This window comes from Bacillus sp. FSL L8-0099 (assembly GCF_038006385.1).
In the GTDB taxonomy this organism is placed as follows: Bacteria; Bacillota; Bacilli; order Bacillales; family Bacillaceae_G; genus Bacillus_A; species Bacillus_A toyonensis.
Window position 1 is genome coordinate 3295820 of sequence record NZ_JBBOVC010000001.1, and the last position, 21795, is coordinate 3317614.

The window sequence follows — 21795 nt, forward strand, 5'->3', positions numbered from 1 at the left end:
TTTTCATACTACTCTTAATATACTTACCAGTTATGTAATTGGTTTCTTTTATTTTAAAAATATGTTTTTCTACCATATACTATGCTTTCTTAGACAACCACCGTTTCCATTCTCTAAAGATTCCACTCCGTACAACAATAAACATCCAAACAAACTGAAAATTAAGTTATAATATCATTATAAAATATGAAGGAGGAATGCACTCATGTACTACAACACTTCATTCGAAAACGATCAACCTGTAGGCCGTCTATAAACTAAGACGGGCATTCATATAACGAATACACTATGCCTCGTCTTAGGGAACTCATAATACCCTAAAAATAGACGGAGGTACTTCAAATGAAACAAACAATTTTAGGAGCTATATGCTTATCACTAGCAGCAAGTATATGGGGCGGTATGTATGTTGTTAGCAAATACGTACTCGACTTTATTCCACCACTGACACTCGTTTGGCTACGCTTTATTATCGCTTTTGTTGTTTTGTATGGTATTTTGAAAATAGCAGAGAAAAAACAAAAGAAAAAAGTAACCATTCGCAAAAAAGATTGGCTACTCTTCGCTTGGATTGGATTTATCGGATATTTCATTTCAATCACATGTCAATTCATCGGAACAAAATTATCCGACGCCCATACAGGCTCTTTAGTAACATCCGCAACACCTGCATTTATGGTTATATTTGCAGCAATTATTTTAAAAGAAAAGCTAACCGCTCGTAGACTTTTATCTACTATAATAGCGACAATCGGTGTCATTATCGTAATCGGATGGAATATTGAAATTGGCTCCTATTTTATCGGTACCATCATATTAGTGGGAGCCGCTATTACGTGGGCTTTACTATCCATTTATGTAAAAATTGCTTCAGCTCGGTTTTCATCTTTAGTTATTACAACGTACGCCATATTCTTTTCACTCTTTTTTATTACACCTTTTATGATATGGGAACTACAAGTAGCCTCTATCGGAACCGTAAATACGTACGTAATACTAGGCGTATTATATTTAGGAGTCATATCAACGGCAGGTGCCTTTTTCCTTTGGAATAAAGGATTAGAACTAATGGATGCAAGCATCGGTTCCTTATTTTTCTTCTTCCAACCTATCGTCGGATCATTACTTGGCTGGCTCTTATTAAATGAGACATTAAATAATAATTTTTTTATTGGTGGTATTCTTATTATATGTAGCGTTTTAATTACTACTTTTGAAAAGAAATAAAAAAACAGGCAGAGATTCTTAGTCTCTGCCTGTTCGTATAATTGGATCTTGGTCGTGAAAACCAATACAAATCGGTATATTACTTTTCACTTCACTACATACACTCATAAAACTACATACCGTTCTTGCAATTAAATATAAAGTTATGCCGATTGCTTTTTCGTTTGTATCAAAACCATTTTCAGCATACATATCCGCTAATTCTACAGACCTCGGTCCCTCTATATTATATGTCCATTCAGATGCCCAATCATCATCCTCTTCTTCAAGCGGAACATACTCCTCACAAATGTAAAACTGACTATCCCATTCATTATCGAGATTGTACTCAAAATAAATTGCCTTCGCTTCTTCACATTCAACAACTTCTAATGCTTCTCTCACACCTATTCTCATACTCTCTTCATATGTATCTAATGGAATTAATTTAATTCGCTCGGCGTGCATACCTGATGCTAACATGCTACACATATCATAATACTTCACTTCTATTTGCCCTACTGCTAACGAAAATATATCCTCTTGCATTTCATCTAAATACTGAAAAATATCCAAACTATTTCACTCCATACTCTTTACGCACTCCAATGCGCGGGACGGGATAACAATTCCGGCAATTTCGTATGTTTATCCCCTTTCGCCGCATTAATTTGAACTTGCGTAAGAAAAATACTATTTGTAAAGTCTGCACCGCGAATATCTGCATCTCTTAAATCTGCTCCGATGAGATCTGCTCCTCTTAAGTCTGCACCATTTAAGTTCGCTGCAATTAAATAAGCACCCCTTAAATTCGCGCCTTGTAAATTTTTCTTTTTCAGGTTTGCTCCCATAAGATCTGCTCCGCGGTGAATGATTCGTTTCTTACGCGTCGCATTCATTTCCTTCCAAACTAGCTCACTCGTTTCTAAAAGTAAAACATTTACTTCTGCACGGTGTAATGGAATATTTACTTTCATTAACTCGTCCGCATTTAAATTCGAAAGTCGCTCTGTCTCTTCAATCGCTTTACTTAGTTCTTTATGAATTGGCTGCGTCGCCTTTAATAGAATCGCCTCATTCAAATACCAAAGCATTTCATGGAGCTGATGCATAACCGGAAAAGCATCATACATTTTTCTCGCATGCTTAGCATCTTTCCGCCAATCAATCCCTTTAAAGATAACTTGAGAAATCTTCTGCCCAGCACCGAAACATTCAAATACTGTACAACCTTTATAACCTTTTCCTCTAAGATTTTTATGTATACTACATTTAAAATCTGATTGTAAATTGGAACATGGTTTACCACCATCTTTATTCACTGCAAAATCTACCGATGCTGCGAACGGTAACGCCACGCAACATAGACCGAAGCATTTTTCGCAGTTTGCTTTTAAATGATCGTTATGATTAGTCAAAATGTATACCCCCTGTTGTCTTTTGACTATTTCATAATATTCCAACTGCACAAAATAATCAATTTTAAAATAAATTGGCATCTTTCATTTCAAATCACAACTTTATCATTCGATTTCCTTTCAATTGAAAAAGACTAATTCTATCTAATGAATTATAATTAAATTATAAATTTTCAAACAAAAAGGAGAATTACTATGGCACTAGAAATGAAAACAAACTGTCAAATTTGTGATCAATTGCTGGAGCAAGATTCTGAAGCTTACATTTGCGTGTATGAATGTACGTTTTGTGCACCATGTACAGAAGAAAGACATAACGTTTGTCCAAACTGCGGCGGCGAGTTAGTACGTAGACCGAAAAAGAAACAGTAAAAAGCAAAGCGATATCGCTTTGCTTTTTTTATTTTCTTGATATATAAAATTATATCAGCGATTTTTCAAATATATCGAACATAACTTAAACATTTAAAAATTTAACACAAACAGGCTCTGGCACAACAGCATCAGATTGTAAAAGAGTTAACTTTCCTGTAGATTCATTTCTTGAAAATAACACAAGATTATGCGACTTTTCATTTGTAGCAACAAGGAACTTTTCAGTAGGATCTAATACAAAGTCTCTTGGCCAATTTCCTTCTGTAGATGTATGTTCAACAAATGTAAGCTCACCTGAATTTTGATCCACACTGAAAACAGCAATACTATTATGACCACGATTACCTGCATATACAAAGCTGCCATCAGAAGAAATATGAATCGCACTTCCTTGACTATTTTCATCAAACTCTGCTGGAATAGTAGAAATATACTGTAATTCTGTAAAGGTCCCTTCTTCCGCATTATATGTTAATACGATAACCTCTGAACTCAGCTCAGTCATCACATACGCATACTTTCCATTCGGATGAAAAGTAATATGTCTCGGCCCACTTCCTGGATTTACAGATAAGCTATTCACTTCTGTTAATGCACTACCTTTTATTTCATACGTAATTATTTTATCTATCCCTAAATCAACGCCCACTACATATTTTTCATCAGGAGTATATCCCGCATAATGTGCATGTGGTTTTTCTTGTCTTTCTTTATTCGGACCTGAACCTTCATGCGCCATAATAGATGAAGCAGGATTTACAGTTCCATTTTCTTCATTTATTTCAAAAGACTCAATCGTTCCTTTATGGTAATTTGCTGTAACTACCGTATGATTCCCACTATCAACGCTCACATGACAAGGAGAAGCCCCTTCTACTACTTGTCTGTTTTCTGCCTTTAACTCTCCAGTTTTACTATCAATTGAATAAGCAGCTACACCACCAGATTCTCCTTCCTTAACAACGGAATAGAGATATTCATTATTTCGGTTAATCGTTACATATGTAGGGTTATCCAGCTTAGCCGCAAGTGTTACATTACTAATTTTTTTTGCTTCTGTGTCTAAAGTAAACTTATATATTCCCTCACTATTTTCTTTCGTATAAGTTCCAACATATCCAATAAACTCTTTGTTATCCTTCATTTTCATAACCCTCTCTCCCTATATTTTTCGTTCATCATACTTCTTAAAATATTTTATGTTGAAAGAGTATCCTAAAAAATCGGAGTACCTCTTTATACGTTACCATATTTTCTTAGTAAATAGCTTTTAAACCCACTTTTTTTGATACGCTGCTATACTTTCATATTCTTCTTCCAAGTGACGGGACAGACGAATATAGATTGGTGTTAAATCTTTATATTTTTCCACACTTTCAATGTTTGGTTCATGGTGGAAATTCGCACCTACCATTTCAGAAACTACATGTAACGTATCTACTTCACCTAAACTATATAAACCGAGGATTGCAGCTCCTAAGCAAGAGCTTTCGAAACTTTCAGGAACATATACGTCTTGATGAAAAATATCCGCCATCATCTGTCTCCAAAGTTCTGACCTTGCAAAACCGCCTGTTGCTTGAATTTTTTTCGGTTCGCCAATTAGCTCTTTTAAAGCGAGAAGAACGGTATATAAGTTATAAATTACTCCTTCTAATACAGCACGAATAAGATGTTCTTTCTTATGATGTAATCCGAGTCCAAAAAAAGATCCTCGCGCATTCGCATTCCATAAAGGAGCTCTTTCCCCTGCTAAATACGGATGAAATAATAAACCGTCAGATCCAGGATTTACTTTTGCTGCTATTTCAGTAAGCACTTCATATGGATCTTTCCCTAAACGCTTCGCAAGTTCAATCTCTGAAGTGCCTAATTGGTCACGAGCCCACCTAAAAATCATACCACCGTTATTAACTGGTCCACCGATTACCCAATGGTCTTCAGTTAAGGCATAACAAAAAATTCTACCTTTTGGATCTGTCACAGGAAAATTTGTTACAGCACGTATCGCACCGCTTGTACCAATTGTAACAGCCACAACCCCAGGATCTATTGCATTTACGCCTAAATTCGATAGCACTCCATCACTCGCTCCTACTACAAAGGGCGTAGAAACAAGTACATTCATCTCTTTTGCAAGTTCTTCATCTAATCCTATTAAGCTGTGCGTCGTTGGAACAAGTTTAGAAAGCTTTTCATCTGAAATCCCTGCAACACGAAGAGCTTCCTCATCCCATTTTAAAGATTTCAAATTGAACATTCCTGTTGCTGATGCTATAGAATAATCAATTACATATTCTTTATATAACTTATAAAACACATATTCTTTAATAGAAATGAATTTATAACTTTTTGCAAACAATTCTGCCTGCTCATTCTGTAACCAAACTAATTTCGAAAGTGGTGACATCGGATGAATTGGTGTTCCAGTACGCAAATAAATTTCATGACCATTCATATCACTCTTTATTTTCTCTGCCCAGCTTGCACTTCTATTATCTGCCCAAGTGACACATCTCGTTAACGGTTTTCCCTTCTCATCTACAGCAATGATACTATGCATTGCCGAACTAAAAGAGACACAAAGAATATCATTTGGCTGTACACTACTTGATCGTACAGTTTCTTTAATCGTATTTATTACTGCATGAAAAATTTCTTCTGGGTCTTGTTCTGCTATTTCAGGCGTAGGAGAATATAAAGGATATTCAATTCCATGACTTGCAATAACAGATCCATCAGTAGAAAATAGAACTGATTTTGTACTAGTTGTCCCAATGTCTACACCAATCATATATTTTGAGCTCACCATTTCTTCCTCCTAACAAAAAATTGCGACAGTATCCCACCATAAAAATACATTCCTTTTATCTACTGATAACGTTGTATGCCACAATTATCTAAATAGAAACATCTTTATTTTAAACAAACATATCGAGTAGTAAAACGCCTCCAAAAGCGATAAATGAAAGTAACGTTTCTAATACCGTCCATGTTTTAAATGTTTCTTTCACTGTTAAACCTAGGTATTCTTTTACCATCCAGAACCCAGCATCGTTTACGTGTGAAAACATGAGTGCTCCTGCACCTGTTGCAATGACGAGTAACTCTAAATTTACACCTGTCGTATTTTCAACGATTGGAGAGACGATGCCCGCTGCTGTTGTTAAGGCGACTGTCGCTGACCCTGTCGCAATTCGAATTAATCCAGCTACTATAAATGCTAATACAATTGGAGATAGAGCTAAATGTTCAGACATTTGAGCAATAGCATTCCCTACGCCACTATCGATAAGAATTTGCTTAAATCCGCCGCCAGCACCAATAATCGCAACAATAGAACCGATTGGTAATAAGCTATCTTCTGTTACCTTCTTAATAGCCTTTTTATCGATACCTTGACGAAATCCAAGAAAATAGAAAGCTGCAAAACATGCAATCAATAGCGCAATTATAGGACTACCGATTAATGTGATAATCTTCATCAAAGTATTAGAAAGAGGCACATAAGGAGCTGCTGCAGCTAAAACCATTAACATAACAGGTAACAATATAACTAAAAATGAAACTCCTATTCCTGGTAATTTCGTTGATTTTGTATTTACACGAATCAATTCTGGCTCATTTTCAGGAATTACACGTTTGTGAATCCATTTAGCGAATATAGGACCTGCAATAATTGCTGCAAAAAATGTAATAATGAGTGAATAAAGAAGTACCTTCCCAAGATTCGCCTTATAAATACCAATTGCAACGATTGCCCCTGGATGCGGAGGAACAAGGCCGTGTACGACAGATAACCCAGCAATTGCTGGTAATGCTATCAATAAAATATTTTGTTTCGTTGTTTTATGAATTGAAATTACTAACGGCAATAATATTAAAATGCCTACTTCAAAAAACACCGGAATTCCAATAATAAAACCTGCAATTAACATCGCCCATGGTAAGTTTTTTATTCCAAAGGATTTAATAAAGAACTCTGCTACCTGCATTCCAGCACCTGACTCTGCCATCATTTTCCCTAAAATCGTACCTAATACTAAAATACCTACTAAATGCCCGAGAACACTTCCGACTCCCGTTTCATAAGCACTCACTATTTTATCCATTGGCATTCCAGACATAATTGCTAAAAACAAACTTGCAATCGTTAAACTAATAAACGCATGCCATCTCCACCACGATACTCCTAAAATAACAATTACAATTGATAATAATGTAATCATTAAAAGGTACATATTCATACTCAGTTACACCCCTTTATGTAAACCCTTTCAAAATTGCTATACAATTAAGAGAACCTATATAGTTCTTTCATGAGTAAGAATTTATATATCGATATACAAATCATCTTCACAAAATAATAATTTATACAAAAAGAATCTCCCTTATCAGAGATACATGTTAACTACTCTCTCTGATAAGGGGATTTCTCTTTCATAATTATAATGTTATTTTATACATGCTTCATACGAGCATATTTTCCTTCTTCAAAAGTGAATGACACTTTCTTCTCTGCTGTTTTCACGTAGTAAGACTCCTAACTCAGGATCCAAGTTAAACGATGAAGTTACCTAGGAATCTGTCCTCTCATGAAAAGCAATTTTCGGAAAGCCTCCTTCACTTTCATATATTATAATTTAGGTGCTTTCGCCCAATCTGCAGCGAACTTTTCAATACCTTGATCTGTTAATGGATGCATAGCAAGTTGTTCAATTACTTTATAAGGGATTGTTGCAATGTGAGCACCTGCCATCGCTACACGAGTTACATGATCTGGGTGTCTGACAGAAGCCGCAATAATTTGTGTATCTAATTGATGAATATCGAATAGCTCAGCAATTTTCGCAACTAAGAGCACACCATCTTCAGAAATATCATCTAAACGTCCTAAAAATGGAGAAACGTACGTTGCACCTGCTCGAGCAGCTAAAAGTGCTTGGTTCACCGTGAAGATAAGTGTAACGTTCGTTTTCACACCTTTTTCAGTAAGATAGCGACAAGCTTCTAATCCTGCTAGCGTCATTGGAAGTTTTATCGTGACGTTTTTATCGCCACCGTTAATTTTAATTAATTCTTCTGCTTGAGCAATCATTTCTTCAGCTGTAACAGCATCTGGCGTTACTTCTGCCGAAACAGACTCAACTTTAGGTACTGCCTGACAAATTTCTGCGATACGGTCTTCAAACTTAACGCCCTCTTTTGCTACTAAAGAAGGATTCGTTGTAACACCAGCCAAAACTCCAAGTTTATATGCTTTTTTTATGTCCTCAAGATTTGCAGTATCAATAAAAAATTTCATGATCAATTCCCTCCAGTTTTTAAACGTTGATGAGTTACATGTTTAATATGCTTATCCCGTAAAAGCCCGATTGGTGTGGAATAAAGCCCCTACTTATTAAAGTTTCACTTTATTTCTTTTCTACTGCATGTCCGCCAAATTCATTACGCAGAGCTGCTACAACTTTTCCTGTAAATGTATCATTGTCTAGTGAGCGGTAGCGCATTAATAGAGACATTGCGATAACAGGAGTTGCTGTTTGAAGGTCTAATGCTGTTTCTACTGTCCATTTTCCTTCACCAGAAGAATGCATTACTCCCTTAATTTCATCTAGTTTCGCATCTTTAGAAAATGCATTTTCAGTTAATTCCATTAACCAAGAGCGAATGACTGAACCGTTATTCCATACTCTTGATACTTTTTCATAATCGTAGTCAAATTCACTTTTCTCTAGAATCTCAAATCCTTCACCAATCGCAGCCATCATACCGTATTCAATTCCGTTGTGAACCATTTTTAAGAAGTGACCACTACCAGCTTTTCCGGCATATAAGAATCCATTTTCTACAGCTGTATCACGGAAGATAGGTTCAACGATGTCCCAAGCTTCTTGATCTCCTCCGATCATGTAACAAGCACCATTACGAGCGCCTTCCATTCCGCCAGAAGTTCCTGCATCCATAAAGTGAATGCCATCTTTCTTTAGTTGCTCATATCGGCGAATAGACTCTTTATAATGTGAATTACCCGCTTCAATTAAAATATCTCCTTTTGAAAGCAATGGCGTAACCTCATCAATAACAGAATCAACAACAGCGTGTGGCACCATAACCCAAAGAATTCTTGGTGATTGTAATGACTGAACAAGATCACTTAAACTAGATACACCTGTAGCCCCGTACTCTTTCATTTCTTCCACTGCGCTCGTATTTAAATCAAATGCTACTACTTCATGTTTATGATCCATTAAATTTTTCCCTAAATTTAATCCCATTTTACCTAAACCAATTAACCCTACTTGCATAATATAATTCCTCCTCAAATCATCTTTTATTAAAAATTCACATCACTACGATCTTGAATACCTTTCAGCACTGATAAGTTGATTTGTCTAGAAAGGTATTCACAGTCATAGCTTAAGAATTCAACACATTTTTTGTAATTTGAACAACATTTTCTGTCGTAAATCCAAATAGATTCATGACTTCAGCTCCAGTGCCTGAAGCTCCAAATGTTTCAATTGATAGTACTTTTCCTTCCTGCCCTACATAACGCTCCCAACCGAGAGATACACCCATCTCAAGCGATACTCGTTTCGTTACAGAAGACGGAAGAATTGATTCTTTATATTCTTTCGATTGGCGATCGAATAACTCCCAGCTCGGCATTGCAACGATGCGAACAGAAACATGATCTTCTTCTAATTTTGCTTTCGCATTAGCAGCTAAGGATACTTCAGAACCTGTCGCAATTAAAATCACATCCGGATTTTCATTTGTTTGCGTTAATACATAAGCTCCTTTAGAAAGATTCTCTATGTTCGCTTTCGTTTCCTCAAATACCGATAAATTTTGACGACTAAGTACTAAAACGACTGGACCATCCGCTTGCTGTAAAGCATAAGCCCATGCACTCGCTGTTTCATTCGCATCTGACGGGCGGATAACTGTTAAACCAGGAATTGCCCGAAGAGCTGCTAAATGTTCAATAGGTTCATGCGTTGGACCATCTTCTCCTACAGCGATCGAATCATGCGTAAATACGTAAGTAACTGGTAACTTTTGCAATGCAGCCAGTCGAATAGATGGACGAAGGTAATCATTAAATACAAAGAATGTACTAACGAAAGGTTTTACTCCTCCATGAAGTGCCAGTCCATTCGCTGCGGCGCCCATTGCATGTTCACGTACACCGAAGTATATATTTCGGCCAGCATACGATTCTACTGCATACACTGCTTCACCTTTTATATCTGTCATCGTAGAATGAGAAAGATCTGCACTTCCACCGAAAATAGAAGGAATCGATTTCACATAATGGTTAATAGCTTCCCCACTTGCAACACGAGTGGAAATCGTTTTTTCAGTATCAAAGGATAGAATGTCTTTCGCTTCGATTAAAACCTCACCTGTAATCGCTTTTTCTAATTCATCTGCTAGTGCAGGGTTCGACTCTCTGAATACGTTGAACTGCTCATTCCATTTGTTCTCTTTTTCAATACCTTTTTGTTTCAAATCATTAAAATGAGCTGTTACTTCTTCAGGCACATAGAAGTCTGCCTCATAATGCCAACCATACACTTGTTTTGTCGCTGTCGCTTCTTCTACTCCAAGCGGGTTACCATGTGCTTTGTTCGTTCCAGCAACTTTTGGACTTCCGTAACCTATAATGGTTCTAATTTCTATAAGAGTAGGTTGGTCCGTATTGTCTTTCGCTAATTGAATAGCTTTAGTAATAGCATCAACATCGTTTCCATCCTCAACTCTTACATATTGCCAATGTGCAGATTCTACCCTTTTCTGAATATTTTCAGAGAAAGCAATGTTTAATTCACCATCAAGTGAAATTTCATTTGAATCATACAGCACAATTAACTTGCCAAGTTTCATGTGCCCTGCCATTGACATCGCTTCATAAGCGACACCCTCCATTAAATCACCGTCTCCAACTAAAGCATACGTATTGTGATCTATAATAGAGTGACCATCCTTATTAAACTTCGCTGCTAAATGCGCTTCTGCCATTGCCATTCCAACAGCATTGGCAATCCCTTGTCCTAACGGTCCTGTTGTCGCTTCAACTCCAGAAGTATGACCAAACTCAGGATGTCCTGGTGTTTTACTATTTAACTTTCTGAAGCTTTTCAAGTCATCAATCGAAACGTCATATCCGGCTAAATGAAGTAGGCTATATAATAAACTAGATCCATGTCCCGCCGATAAAACGAATCGATCACGGTTAAACCATTTTGGATGATTAGGATTGTGATTTAAATGATTCGCCCATAATGCATAAGCCATTGGTGCTGCGCCCATCGGAAGACCTGGATGACCTGAATTTGCCGCATTAATAGCATCAATTGATAACGTACGAAGTGTATTCACTGCTAATTGATTTATGTTTTGTGCCATAGTAATTGTCCCCCTAAATTCCTTCATTAAAGAAAGTACTTATTTTTCCGTTTTTTGATCTAACCACCATTTAAATTCACTTTCTTGCAATAGTTCATTAGACGCATCTGGACCATATGAACCCGACTCATATTCATGAAGTGGCAATAAGTTTTCCTCGAATGCTTCAAGAATTGGTTGTACCCATTCCCATGACAATTCAACTTCTCTCCAATGCGCAAAGAATGTAGCGTCTCCACTCACAGCATCATGAATGAGTCTTTCATACGCTTCAGGTACTCCCACATCCGCTTGCTCACAAGTAAAGTTAATACGGATTGGTTCAATTTCTCCATTTTTCAATGGATTTTTACTATTTAACTGTAATGAAACATTCTCACCTGGGCTAATTTCAATTATTAATAAGTTAGGTTCTGCATTTGGATTATTATCTTGATATTGTTGTTTTAACGTATTTTTAAATTCAATTACAATACGAGTAGACTTTTCTTTCATTCGTTTTCCTGTTCGTATATAGAAAGGAACGCCAGTCCAAAATGGATTATCGATCCATAATCGAGCAGCAATAAATGTGTCTATGTTAGAAGAAGGATTTACTCCTGGCTCCTCTTTATATGCTACAACTTGCCCGCCTTTTATCTCTCCTGCAGCGTATTGTCCGCGAATGATATGGTTGTGAACGTCTTCTTTTTTCACTTTACGAAGCGTTTCCATTACCTTTCGCTTTTCCTCTCGAATTTCACATGCGTTAATTTTTTCCGGCAGATTCATAGCAGTCATCATTAATATTTGTAACATATGATTTTGAACCATATCACGAATGGCTCCTGCATGATCATAATATCCTGCCCTTTCTTCAACCCCAACTGTTTCACTCGCTGTAATTTGTACATTCGCTATATGTTCTTTATTCCAAATCGATTGGAGAACAGGATTTGCAAATTCTAATGCTTCAAGGTTTTGAATCATCGGCTTCCCTAAATAATGATCAATACGGTATATCTCATCTTCTTCAAACGTGCGACTAAGCTTATCATTAAGCTCACGAGCAGATGTAAGATCGTGCCCGAACGGTTTCTCAATCATCAAACGTTTCCATCCATCCGTTTTATCGAGTCCGCTTTCCTTAATATTTAAAGCAATTGTCTCGAAAAATTCAGGAGCAACTGAAAGATAGAACATTCTATTACCTTTTATATGTAGTTCTTCTTCCCTTTCACGAACGACTTGTAATAACCTCTCATAGTCTTCCGGCTTACTCACATCTAATGGACAATAGCGAAAATTATCTAAAAAACCTTCGAGTTCCGGAGTACCTTCTTCCCTCTGACGAGAAAACGTCTCTATTGATTCTTTTATTCTTTTTTGAAAATCTTCATGAGATACTTGACGTCTTCCAAGCCCGATAACGGATATTTGCTTTGGAAGCTTTTGATCTCTATATAAGTTATATAGTGCGGGGTAAATTTTGCGTTTCGCTAAGTCCCCTGTCGCTCCAAATAAAACAAAGGTCATTGATTCCAATTTCAGTCCCCCTCTTGTTGTATAATCCTGGTCAATATATTAAAAATGAATTGTACAGAAGCTCATGTTTTTATAAAAAACAAAGAGTTATCAAATTCCAATTCTTTTTATACCTTTCGCCTTCTAATTGTCCCCAATATTAATAGTGGCAATTCAAAGCGTTTCTACTACAACGTACTTATTTATAGAATTTAACAAAATATTTTATATTTGATTACTTTTAGTAATTAAATAATCTTATGTCTAGTATATTAACTACATAAATTATTATCGTCAATAAATATGTCTTAAATTACATACTATTTATTTCGTAATACTTTTCTAAGTGTATTCCTAGTTACCATTCATTTTCAAAGATAATGATCAATATAATAAATATCAGTTTCATCAAAATCTTCAATTAATTTTCTGTTAAACTCGCGAGCAGACGTTACACTATAATCAAAAGGCTTCTCTATAATAAGACGGTTTAACCCTTTTGTAGCCCACAATCCACTCTCTTTAATATTCAAAGCAACGATATCAAACACTTCTGGTATAACAGATAGGTAAAACATACGGTTTTCAGAAATGTTTAATTCTGTTTCACGCCTCTTTACAAGACGCAACAAATCTTGATAGTCCTCTATATTCGCTGTATTTACTTGACAATAACGAAATGTGCTAATAGATTCTTCTACTCCTGATTTGTCATCAGTAGATCTTCTAGAAAATGTAGCAAGGGATTGTTCTACCTTTGTTTGAAATTCCACATCTGACATTACCCTTCTGCCAATACCGATAATCGAAATAGATTGCGGTATATGTTGATTACTAAATAGTTTGTATAACGCAGGGTAAATTTTGCGTTTCGCTAAATCCCCTGTCGCTCCGAATAAAGTGAAACTTTAATCAGCCCTCACCAATCGGGCTTTTACGAGCAGCCCAACTCCCACCTAACTTCTTTGCTTTCGCTGAATTTTGAGGTGGGGGTCTTACTGCCTGTGAATGCGGGATAAACGTAATGAATAAATCATGCTGCAAAAATAACATCTACCCTTTCTTCAAAAAGCTTTACAGTAGTTTTTAGAAGTACGTTACATTATTTCATTTCATGCACTTTCCTCTTCTTTATATAAAATTCTCACTAACCAAATTCAAAATATTATACTTATTTTTCGTACTTTGCTATGCTATAACCACAAACAGGAGGTATAAACTATGAAAGCACAAATTATCCATTCTTTTGGGGATTCATCTGTATTTCAATTAGAAGAAGTTTCAAAACCAAAACTTTTACCAGGTCATGTTCTAATCGATGTAAAAGCAACAAGTGTAAATCCAATCGATACAAAAATGCGTAGTGGTGCCGTTTCAGCAGTCGCTCCTGAGTTTCCAGCTATATTACACGGCGATGTAGCTGGTATTGTTATTGAAGTAGGAGAAGGTGTTTCGAAATTCAAATCAGGGGATGAAGTATACGGATGTGCCGGAGGTTTTAAAGAAACTGGAGGTGCACTTGCAGAATTTATGCTTGCTGATGCACGATTAATTGCTCACAAACCTAACAATTTAACAATGGAAGAAGCTGCTGCTCTACCATTAGTTGCAATTACAGCTTGGGAATCTTTATTTGATCGTGCAAATATTAAACCTGGTCAAAATGTTCTCATTCATGGAGCTACTGGTGGCGTAGGACACGTAGCCATTCAACTAGCTAAATGGGCAGGCGCTAAAATTTTCACAACCGCTTCTCAGCAGAGCAAAATGGAAATAGCCCATCGTCTAGGAGCCGATATAGCTATTAATTATAAAGAAGTATCTGTTCAAGAATATGTGCAAAAACATACGAATGGAAACGGATTTGAAGTTATATTTGATACAGTAGGTGGCAAGAATCTTGATCATTCTTTTGAAGCTGCTGCGGTCAATGGCACTGTCGTAACAATTGCAGCTCGTTCAACCCATGACCTCTCTCCTTTACACGCAAAAGGACTCTCTCTGCACGTTACTTTTATGGCATTAAAAATATTACATACTGATAAGCGTAATGATTGCGGAGAAATCTTAACGAAAATAACGCAAATTGTAGAAGAAGGAAAACTTCGCCCATTGCTAGATTCGAAAACTTTCACGTTTGATGAAGTTGCCCAAGCACATGAATATTTGGAATCGAATAAAGCAATAGGAAAAATAGTGTTAAAAAACGTTTGGTAATTTTGACTCGATAAAAACAACTTATTAGTTATCCTAATTACCAATTAACATGAGATAATGATACATAAAATAAAATGCCATGCGTAACAAAAACCTTGCAGAGAAATTCTACAAGGTTTTTGTCTATATATTTAAATAAAGAATCATATTAAAATAAAAGGTTTACAATTCATCATAGTAGTCTTAAATATAAGCTGCTTTAAAGGCTTGTTGGACAGCTTGTACTTCTAATGAGTCTTTACCATATAAGTTCGTTGCTACACGAATACAAGCTTCTTTTAATTCTTTAAAGTCAGAAGTCATATTTAATTCATCCGTATTTGCATAATAGAAAATATCAAACATTTTATCTTCTCCAATGCCATGTACGTTTACTCCATTATGGTTTCCACCACTAGCAATCAAGTAAGCTACTTTATTAATAATGCTATAGTTCGTGTGTACACCACCATGATCGTGGTCAGCATCAATAGGTAAGTTATTATAATGTCTATAGTCCTCCGGATATCTAGAAGAGATAGATGATGGGTTTTTCATATCTCTAAAAATACGACCTGATTGTTCTCCCATTGTCCAATTGAACTTTCCGTTATTGGCATACTTTTCAACTGCTACTCCTAAAATATCAGATAGAGCCTCATTAATTGCACCAGCTTCTCCTGCATACTCAAGTCCAGACTCATTTCTTGTAACCGCGTGTGTAAATTCATGTCCTGCCACATCAAATGCTCTAACAATTGGATCTCCGTATACTAGCATAGCTCCATTACTAAATGCAGTAAACCACTGCTCAGGATTTCCTTTATTCGTACCATTTGTGTTCCAACCATGAACGACAGAAATTACTTTTTGTCCGTTATTATCAAAGCTGTTACGGCCATATTTTTCTTGATAAAAATCATATACTTTCGTTGCTAAATAATGGGCACTAACTGCTTTAGGATCAGTAAAATTTGTAGAATTACTTGTTACTAAATCATCGAGATAACCCCATACATTTCTTCTATAATTATTATAATCTTTATAATTAGCAGTATATGTTTCAATTCCCTTACCACGAGAATAATCTGCAAGCATGTACGTTCCATCACTTCGCTGCGTAATTCCAAACGTACGATTAATACCTAAGTCATCTTTTCCTGTACCTGTTAATTTCGAAGGATCTTGTGATTTATTTGCTGTCGCAGATTGGACAATACTACTATCTACTTGTATACCCAATTTTTGAACGAGTTCTTTTAATAGATTACCCCCAAAAGCATCAATTAATACCGTACCAGATACATATTCAGGTGTAGATGCACTAAAAGTAATTTGATATGCGTTTGTAGCTTTATTTGTATTTTCATCTACATATACCACTTGTTTAATTTCTGGTTCTTCAATAAATATAAGATCATTTCCATAGATGTTGAAAAGCTGTTTCTTTGCATCCTCTTCTGATAAAGTAATAGGTTGTTTCAAATCTTCCTGTTGTTGTAGATCTTGGGCACTATCCCCCGAAACGCTCGTAAGTACACCATCATCATTTATATGTGCTGTTAGTTGATATCCGTATACATCACGTCCTTCATACGTTTGTTGAAGACGTACCAATGTAGTACCATCATAAGATTTACGACTTTGCGTAACATTATAATTAACTTTGGATTCCGTATTAACTTGCTTTGATGATAATGCTTGTTCTGTTTTTCCTTTTAGTGCATCCTTTGCTACATTTTCTGCCGAATTTTGAGAAGGTGCTGTTAAATTACCTGTTCGGAACGTATCTTCCTTTGTTTCCACTTTTAAATCTTCTGTTTCCGCATGCACTCCTCCATAGGGCATAATCGCCGATAACACCACTCCTGTAGTTAAACCTACCTTTACGAAATTATTCATATTCTTACTCCTTTATAATCTTATTATTAAGTTAAATAAATGTTTTTTCAGAATTGGAAACATAGATATTTCAAACTATCTATGTTTATCTACTGTTTATAAATTGTGCTTCCTCATAATATGGATAGATTCCATTCATTTCTCAAAAATTACTCATTATATAAACTATCTTTATATTTATTCATATACAGTATTTTTTGTGGCTCTGATAACATATTTATTGCCATCCACACATTCTTTTTCATTTCTAATTTTTGCATTGGTATCTCTTTTAAAACAGGATTACTTATAATTGCTTCCATTTCTTCATCAATTCTTTGCATAAGATTTTCTTCCGGATTATTTTGCAAATAAGTATTTTTCAATCCCCATTTTGTCATTATAAATTCATTTGTTTTATTCATAGGATTCATAATAGTAGCTTTACTAGTTAATCGTTTTTTAATTTCATCATGATAGATTTTAATTCTATATCCTTCTTTTAGTGGAACTGTATCTTTTACAATCGTTACATTTGTTCCTTCCATTTCCTTCGTATAAATTTTTTCCCCCTTATTATTAAACACCTCTATTGATGCGTATTTTTCACCTGCATAATAGCTATGAGGCGTTTTAGTAGTAACCGTAAAAACAGCTTGATCTTGCTCTAAGTCTGTATTTAATTCGGCAAACTGGTCATCTCCTAATCCTAGGAATTGAATCGTTTCATTTACCAACTTACTCACTTTCATTTCGTTAATATCAATGGTTAGACTATTATCTTTTTCCTTTATATAGGCATAATACGAACTGAAATGGTACATACTATCCGTTTTTCCACCTGAAATCTCAACTGTATAAACTCCATTTGGTACGTCTTGTAAATTGATATCTGTTGTTTCAATTGTTTTCTCTTGAATAACTTTATTCCCTTCTTTTAATTTAATTTTTCCTCCTTTCAATGTATCTATTTCATTTGTATTTAAATGGATATGCAAATTCCCTTTTAGCCCAAGTGAAGCAATTTGCTGATTTGTAACTATTTCAAAGTTGGAGTTTATCGGAATCTCAGGATCAACTAGTGCTCTTGCTTTAACTAATTGTGATTCAGGCACTATATAAGCTAAAGAAGTAACAGCCGGATAACCTTTCGCCCTATTAATCTCTATTTGTTTATTATTAAGTTTAAAGCCCCATCTTTCAAAGACAGGTGTAAAATCAACTTGTCCATTCTCACTATAATACTGATTCATTAAATCTGGTAAAGAATGGTCACCTTTTTTGAAAGCTGTATTGCTAGCTAGTTTTCGATAACCTTGATACATTTTCGCAAAAGCTTCATCGCCAGCTTTTTGTTTCGCCATCGTTAAAAGAACAAGTTTTTGTCGTAAATCTAAGTCATCATAATTTTTATTTTCTTTCATTAAAGAATTGTATAAATTCCGTTCTACTTGTTCCTTCTTCCCAAAATTAAACAACCAACCAACTTGATCTGCTTTTTTGCCGTATTTACTATATTGATATTGAACACCAAATAGATTATTAGAAACTTCTCCTGTAAATATTCCTTGATTATCAAAACCAGCTTGGTATCCATGAGCGATTTCATGTAAAGTTCCCCAACTTAGTTTATCTAACCACATCTTTGTACTATCTGTACTATTGGCTGTCCAATTTGCGCCATAATAGGCACCGCCAGCACCGGATATATCTGCTTTTAAGAAATAACGATTTTGACTTTTTTTATTTTCAACCGTTGAGCCATCTAAACCAATAATTGAATCATACATCACAAAAATATCCTCATAATATGCAATTAACTCATCCAACGATTGAAAATCTTTTAAAGATCTTACTAACTCTTTATCTTTTTTAGGTACAAATAATTGAAAACTCTCCCCTTGAATTAACGCATACTCCCCATCAAATTGATCCCATGTACTAAAAAATTGAGATACACTTCCTTGTTGTTTATAAATGGGAAGAGGCTTAGTAGCACTTTCATTTCCTATTTGGTACTCAAGTGTAGCGTGCTCTTCACCATACGGAGTATCTATGAAAGGAACTAAAGGCGTATCACCTTGAATCGTAATCCATTCATTTCCTACTTGTATGGATTTTTCATTTTTTGAGTCATTAGACAATAAACGTACTGTTAATTTGTCTTTAAAATTAGGATTCGTTTGTCTTACCTTTAATGGTGTATTTCTCTGCAAAATAAATCCTAAATTTTGTCGATCATGATATTTCCCCTTACTTATGCCCGCCTGAAATATCCAAGTAGGCTCTTCTAAACTAGTAATTTCTTTTACATTTGTTCGTTCATCAGCATGTAAGTGTATATTTCCTATGAGGAAAAACATTGTATACATTATGCCTATAACAAGTAATCTTTTCATTTGCATATCTCCTTTTCTATTTTTTATATACAAAATACAATAAAACAAATTCCTCCTTCGTTACTTAAAACTGTAGTCCATAAGTTATTTCCCAGTGTAATTATTATAGTTACATTAATTCATGATTATCAATCATTATATATATGTAATTTTACATATATAAATATTTAACATTTAATAATAAAATATCTTTGCCTATACTCCTTTATCACTTTCAAAAATTAATCAAAAAAACACGAAGACTTAAATGTCTTCGTGTTTTTTTTTAATATATATCGTTACACTTGTGATTGAATTAATAACTAGAATCTTTTTACTCATTCCTTATGAATAATGTTTATTATTTATGAAATTTCACACGCTCTTCAAGCGGTTGGAATTCTTTTTCACCTGGTGCAGCTGTTGGATTACCAAATGGCATTTGTGCAATTAGTTTCCAATTAGCAGGAACATTCCATTCTTGTTTTACCTCATCATCAATTAATGGATTATAATGTTGCAAAGATGCCCCTAATCCCTCTGCTTCTAAACCTGTCCACACGACTAATTGGTGCATACCTGATGCTTGGTGTGACCAAATTGGGAAGTTTTCAGCATATGCAGCAAATTTTTCTTGAAGCGATTTAACGATAGCCTCATCTTCAAAGAATAATACTGTTCCATAACCAGCTTTAAAAGAATCCATTTTTTGTTGCGTTCCTGAAAAATCTCCATCTCCAACTACTTTTCTTAATGTTTCAGTTGTAATATCCCATAATTTATCATGAGCTTCACCAAATAATACAACTAATCGCGCAGTTTGAGAATTGAAAGCTGATGGAGTATGTTTCACAGTAAACTCCACGATTTCTTTAATTTTTTCATCTGATACTTGTACCTCTTTATTAATTCCATAGTAAGTACGTCTTTCTTTCAGTGCGGTATAGAAATCTTTTGTCATAATTCATTTCCTCCTAATTTTTAATATTCTTCAAAATGATATATTGCGAAGATAATATGGGTTAAAATGAGTTCATTTTTGAATCATTGAACTCCATAACACCAATTGCTAGTCATTCTGAATCTAACTAAACTGCTTCATTTAAACCACTTTAGTTTACTAAAAAAACATTTTATAACATCGTTGAGACAATCTAGTGATCATTCGGTACTATTTTATCCATTCTCTATTCATGTATCCTGCTTGTTTCATATTTACACAAATATGAAAATAACCTTAAATTGCTGGTCAAAAAAGCCAGGTAGCATGAATAACACATTACCTGGCTTTTTACAGTTTTAATTTAAATTCAGCTAAACATTACCAATGAATAGTATTAAAAACTATACCCGTCACTTATTTAATGATTAACATCTTATAAATTACATGTCAAACTTTAATACTGTTTTAACATCCATACTCTTACAGCAAACAAACAATAAAAAACACAAAAACGAACAGGAATGTGTTCGTTTTTGTCTCTATATTTAACAATTGAATTTACTTTTATTATTGATTCAAATGATGTTTAACTGCTCTTATTACCAATTCGTGATCTTCTTCTGGCGGCAATCCTGAAACTGTTATCATTCCAATAACTCCTACGTTTTTTACTCTGATAGGAAAGCACCCACCAAACGCAGCATACTCCGAAGTATCTAAAAGATATTTTTCATTATATGAGATTCCAGTTATTTCACTTTGTATCTGCATATAATAAGAGCTATGATCATGCAGGGAAACAACTCGTTTTTTACGCTCAATCCATTTCGTATTTTCCGCATTTGTCCCTGTCATCTTAAAATGAAATAATTGCACACCGTTTTTTGTTATATCAACAGCAATCAATTTCCCCTCTCGCTTTGCTGTTTCAACGATAAATAAACCTAGTTGCAAGGCATCTTCATTTGTAAAAGAGGAAAATTGAAGTGTTTCCTCCTCTTTTAAAATTTGTTTACTAATTTCATTCAAATTTGAAGTACTCATATCTTTAACCTCCATAATCGTTTTATGCCACTCTGGCATTTTTTCGAAATTATTAGGCCATATAGTACAACCTTTTAATCAATCTGATTCTAAATAAACTGCTGTAACATCGTTGGTAAATAGTAGTACCGTAAAGCTTGTTTTCTTCTTACTGGTGCTATTATGAATGATATTCAAAGTTATAAAAAGTACTATTCTACTTATCCCTATCTTACAGAGACTATTATGAAATATATTTAACATCTTAAAAATGTATGTACTAAAGAATAATATTTTTAATCACTAACTTTTTTGATCAATCGTTATAATCCAATGTCATCAAAATTTTTATCAATTATTACACTATCCAACAATAGGAGGAAACAAAGATGGATGAAAATGTATCCAAAAGTTGAAAAGCAGTTGAGTCCCTTGAGGGAATAGTTATAATTCACTA

Annotated in this window: 17 protein-coding genes and 1 pseudogene; 3 read left to right on the plus strand and 15 right to left on the minus strand. The window is 34.9% G+C overall.

Going from position 1 to position 21795, the window contains the following annotated elements:
* Positions 1–342: 342 nt before the first annotated feature.
* Entirely contained in the window at positions 343–1227 is an 885-nt protein-coding gene (locus MHH42_RS16645) for a DMT family transporter (protein ID WP_070173531.1), read from the plus strand.
* A gap of 18 nt (positions 1228–1245) precedes the next feature.
* Here the strand turns inward: MHH42_RS16645 and MHH42_RS16650 are convergent, their stop codons facing one another.
* Positions 1246–1782 (minus strand): hypothetical protein, encoded by a 537-nt coding sequence (locus tag MHH42_RS16650; RefSeq protein WP_000350925.1) that lies wholly within the window; start codon positions 1780–1782, stop codon positions 1246–1248.
* Between the two features lie 20 nt (positions 1783–1802).
* Positions 1803–2624 carry a pentapeptide repeat-containing protein gene (locus tag MHH42_RS16655; protein WP_000181437.1) on the minus strand — a complete coding sequence of 274 codons (822 nt, stop codon included), beginning with the start codon at positions 2622–2624 and terminating at the stop codon, positions 1803–1805.
* 195 nt (positions 2625–2819) lie between these two features.
* Between MHH42_RS16655 and MHH42_RS16660 the strand changes: the two genes are divergently transcribed.
* Positions 2820–2996, plus strand: coding sequence for a DUF1272 domain-containing protein (locus MHH42_RS16660; RefSeq protein WP_001162784.1), 177 nt, complete (start codon positions 2820–2822; stop codon positions 2994–2996).
* A gap of 85 nt (positions 2997–3081) precedes the next feature.
* Here MHH42_RS16660 and MHH42_RS16665 read toward each other — a convergent pair whose 3' ends face one another.
* From MHH42_RS16665 to MHH42_RS16705, 9 genes and pseudogenes are all read right to left on the minus strand, one after another.
* Positions 3082–4149: a lactonase family protein gene (locus tag MHH42_RS16665; protein ID WP_000782233.1), complete on the minus strand. Its 1068-nt coding sequence runs from the start codon at positions 4147–4149 to the stop codon at positions 3082–3084.
* Between the two features lie 120 nt (positions 4150–4269).
* Complete coding sequence (gene gntK / locus MHH42_RS16670) at positions 4270–5811, minus strand: gluconokinase (RefSeq protein ID WP_070173532.1); 1542 nt, start codon at positions 5809–5811, stop codon at positions 4270–4272.
* A gap of 109 nt (positions 5812–5920) precedes the next feature.
* Positions 5921–7246, minus strand: a complete 1326-nt coding sequence (gene gntP, locus MHH42_RS16675) for a gluconate permease GntP (RefSeq protein ID WP_070173533.1) — start codon at positions 7244–7246, stop codon at positions 5921–5923.
* 389 nt (positions 7247–7635) lie between these two features.
* Positions 7636–8304 (minus strand): fructose-6-phosphate aldolase, encoded by a 669-nt coding sequence (gene fsa / locus MHH42_RS16680; RefSeq protein ID WP_000667688.1) that lies wholly within the window; start codon positions 8302–8304, stop codon positions 7636–7638.
* 109 nt (positions 8305–8413) lie between these two features.
* Entirely contained in the window at positions 8414–9307 is an 894-nt protein-coding gene (gene gnd / locus MHH42_RS16685) for a phosphogluconate dehydrogenase (NAD(+)-dependent, decarboxylating) (RefSeq protein WP_070173534.1), read from the minus strand.
* 112 nt (positions 9308–9419) lie between these two features.
* Complete coding sequence (gene tkt, locus MHH42_RS16690) at positions 9420–11414, minus strand: transketolase (protein ID WP_340893628.1); 1995 nt, start codon at positions 11412–11414, stop codon at positions 9420–9422.
* Between the two features lie 39 nt (positions 11415–11453).
* Entirely contained in the window at positions 11454–12938 is a 1485-nt protein-coding gene (gene zwf, locus MHH42_RS16695) for a glucose-6-phosphate dehydrogenase (RefSeq protein WP_098826562.1), read from the minus strand.
* A gap of 350 nt (positions 12939–13288) precedes the next feature.
* Positions 13289–13825: pseudogene (locus MHH42_RS16700) on the minus strand (glucose-6-phosphate dehydrogenase); the annotation flags it as partial.
* 4 nt (positions 13826–13829) lie between these two features.
* Positions 13830–13970, minus strand: a complete 141-nt coding sequence (locus tag MHH42_RS16705) for a hypothetical protein (protein ID WP_000898185.1) — start codon at positions 13968–13970, stop codon at positions 13830–13832.
* Between the two features lie 168 nt (positions 13971–14138).
* Here MHH42_RS16705 and MHH42_RS16710 point away from each other — a divergent pair, with 168 nt between their 5' ends.
* Positions 14139–15134, plus strand: coding sequence for a zinc-dependent alcohol dehydrogenase family protein (locus MHH42_RS16710; protein ID WP_098637305.1), 996 nt, complete (start codon positions 14139–14141; stop codon positions 15132–15134).
* A 183-nt stretch (positions 15135–15317) separates the two neighbouring features.
* Here MHH42_RS16710 and MHH42_RS16715 read toward each other — a convergent pair whose 3' ends face one another.
* The 4 genes from MHH42_RS16715 to MHH42_RS16730 form a co-directional block, all read right to left on the minus strand.
* Positions 15318–17015 carry a M4 family metallopeptidase gene (locus MHH42_RS16715; RefSeq protein ID WP_340893629.1) on the minus strand — a complete coding sequence of 566 codons (1698 nt, stop codon included), beginning with the start codon at positions 17013–17015 and terminating at the stop codon, positions 15318–15320.
* Between the two features lie 149 nt (positions 17016–17164).
* On the minus strand, positions 17165–19393 hold the full coding sequence (locus MHH42_RS16720; protein ID WP_340893630.1) for a putative mucin/carbohydrate-binding domain-containing protein: 2229 nt from the start codon (positions 19391–19393) through the stop codon (positions 17165–17167).
* A 340-nt stretch (positions 19394–19733) separates the two neighbouring features.
* Positions 19734–20333: a nitroreductase family protein gene (locus MHH42_RS16725; RefSeq protein ID WP_000158953.1), complete on the minus strand. Its 600-nt coding sequence runs from the start codon at positions 20331–20333 to the stop codon at positions 19734–19736.
* Positions 20334–20882: 549 nt separating this feature from the next.
* Positions 20883–21398 carry a heme-degrading domain-containing protein gene (locus MHH42_RS16730; protein ID WP_002039094.1) on the minus strand — a complete coding sequence of 172 codons (516 nt, stop codon included), beginning with the start codon at positions 21396–21398 and terminating at the stop codon, positions 20883–20885.
* Positions 21399–21795 lie beyond the last annotated feature (397 nt).

What these genes read in the sequence shown, in the direction of transcription:
- gntK (WP_070173532.1), bottom strand. Translation starts at nt 5,811, where the DNA reads ATGGTGAGCTCAAAATATATGATTGGTGTAGACATTGGGACAACTAGT.
- MHH42_RS16725 (WP_000158953.1), bottom strand. Translation starts at nt 20,333, where the DNA reads ATGACAAAAGATTTCTATACCGCACTGAAAGAAAGACGTACTTACTAT.
- MHH42_RS16660 (WP_001162784.1), top strand. Translation starts at nt 2,820, where the DNA reads ATGGCACTAGAAATGAAAACAAACTGTCAAATTTGTGATCAATTGCTG.
- gntP (WP_070173533.1), bottom strand. Translation starts at nt 7,246, where the DNA reads ATGAATATGTACCTTTTAATGATTACATTATTATCAATTGTAATTGTT.
- MHH42_RS16710 (WP_098637305.1), top strand. Translation starts at nt 14,139, where the DNA reads ATGAAAGCACAAATTATCCATTCTTTTGGGGATTCATCTGTATTTCAA.
- MHH42_RS16705 (WP_000898185.1), bottom strand. Translation starts at nt 13,970, where the DNA reads ATGTTATTTTTGCAGCATGATTTATTCATTACGTTTATCCCGCATTCA.
- gnd (WP_070173534.1), bottom strand. Translation starts at nt 9,307, where the DNA reads ATGCAAGTAGGGTTAATTGGTTTAGGTAAAATGGGATTAAATTTAGGG.
- MHH42_RS16730 (WP_002039094.1), bottom strand. Translation starts at nt 21,398, where the DNA reads ATGCCAGAGTGGCATAAAACGATTATGGAGGTTAAAGATATGAGTACT.
- MHH42_RS16720 (WP_340893630.1), bottom strand. Translation starts at nt 19,393, where the DNA reads ATGAAAAGATTACTTGTTATAGGCATAATGTATACAATGTTTTTCCTC.
- fsa (WP_000667688.1), bottom strand. Translation starts at nt 8,304, where the DNA reads ATGAAATTTTTTATTGATACTGCAAATCTTGAGGACATAAAAAAAGCA.
- MHH42_RS16665 (WP_000782233.1), bottom strand. Translation starts at nt 4,149, where the DNA reads ATGAAAATGAAGGATAACAAAGAGTTTATTGGATATGTTGGAACTTAT.
- tkt (WP_340893628.1), bottom strand. Translation starts at nt 11,414, where the DNA reads ATGGCACAAAACATAAATCAATTAGCAGTGAATACACTTCGTACGTTA.
- MHH42_RS16645 (WP_070173531.1), top strand. Translation starts at nt 343, where the DNA reads ATGAAACAAACAATTTTAGGAGCTATATGCTTATCACTAGCAGCAAGT.
- MHH42_RS16715 (WP_340893629.1), bottom strand. Translation starts at nt 17,015, where the DNA reads ATGAATAATTTCGTAAAGGTAGGTTTAACTACAGGAGTGGTGTTATCG.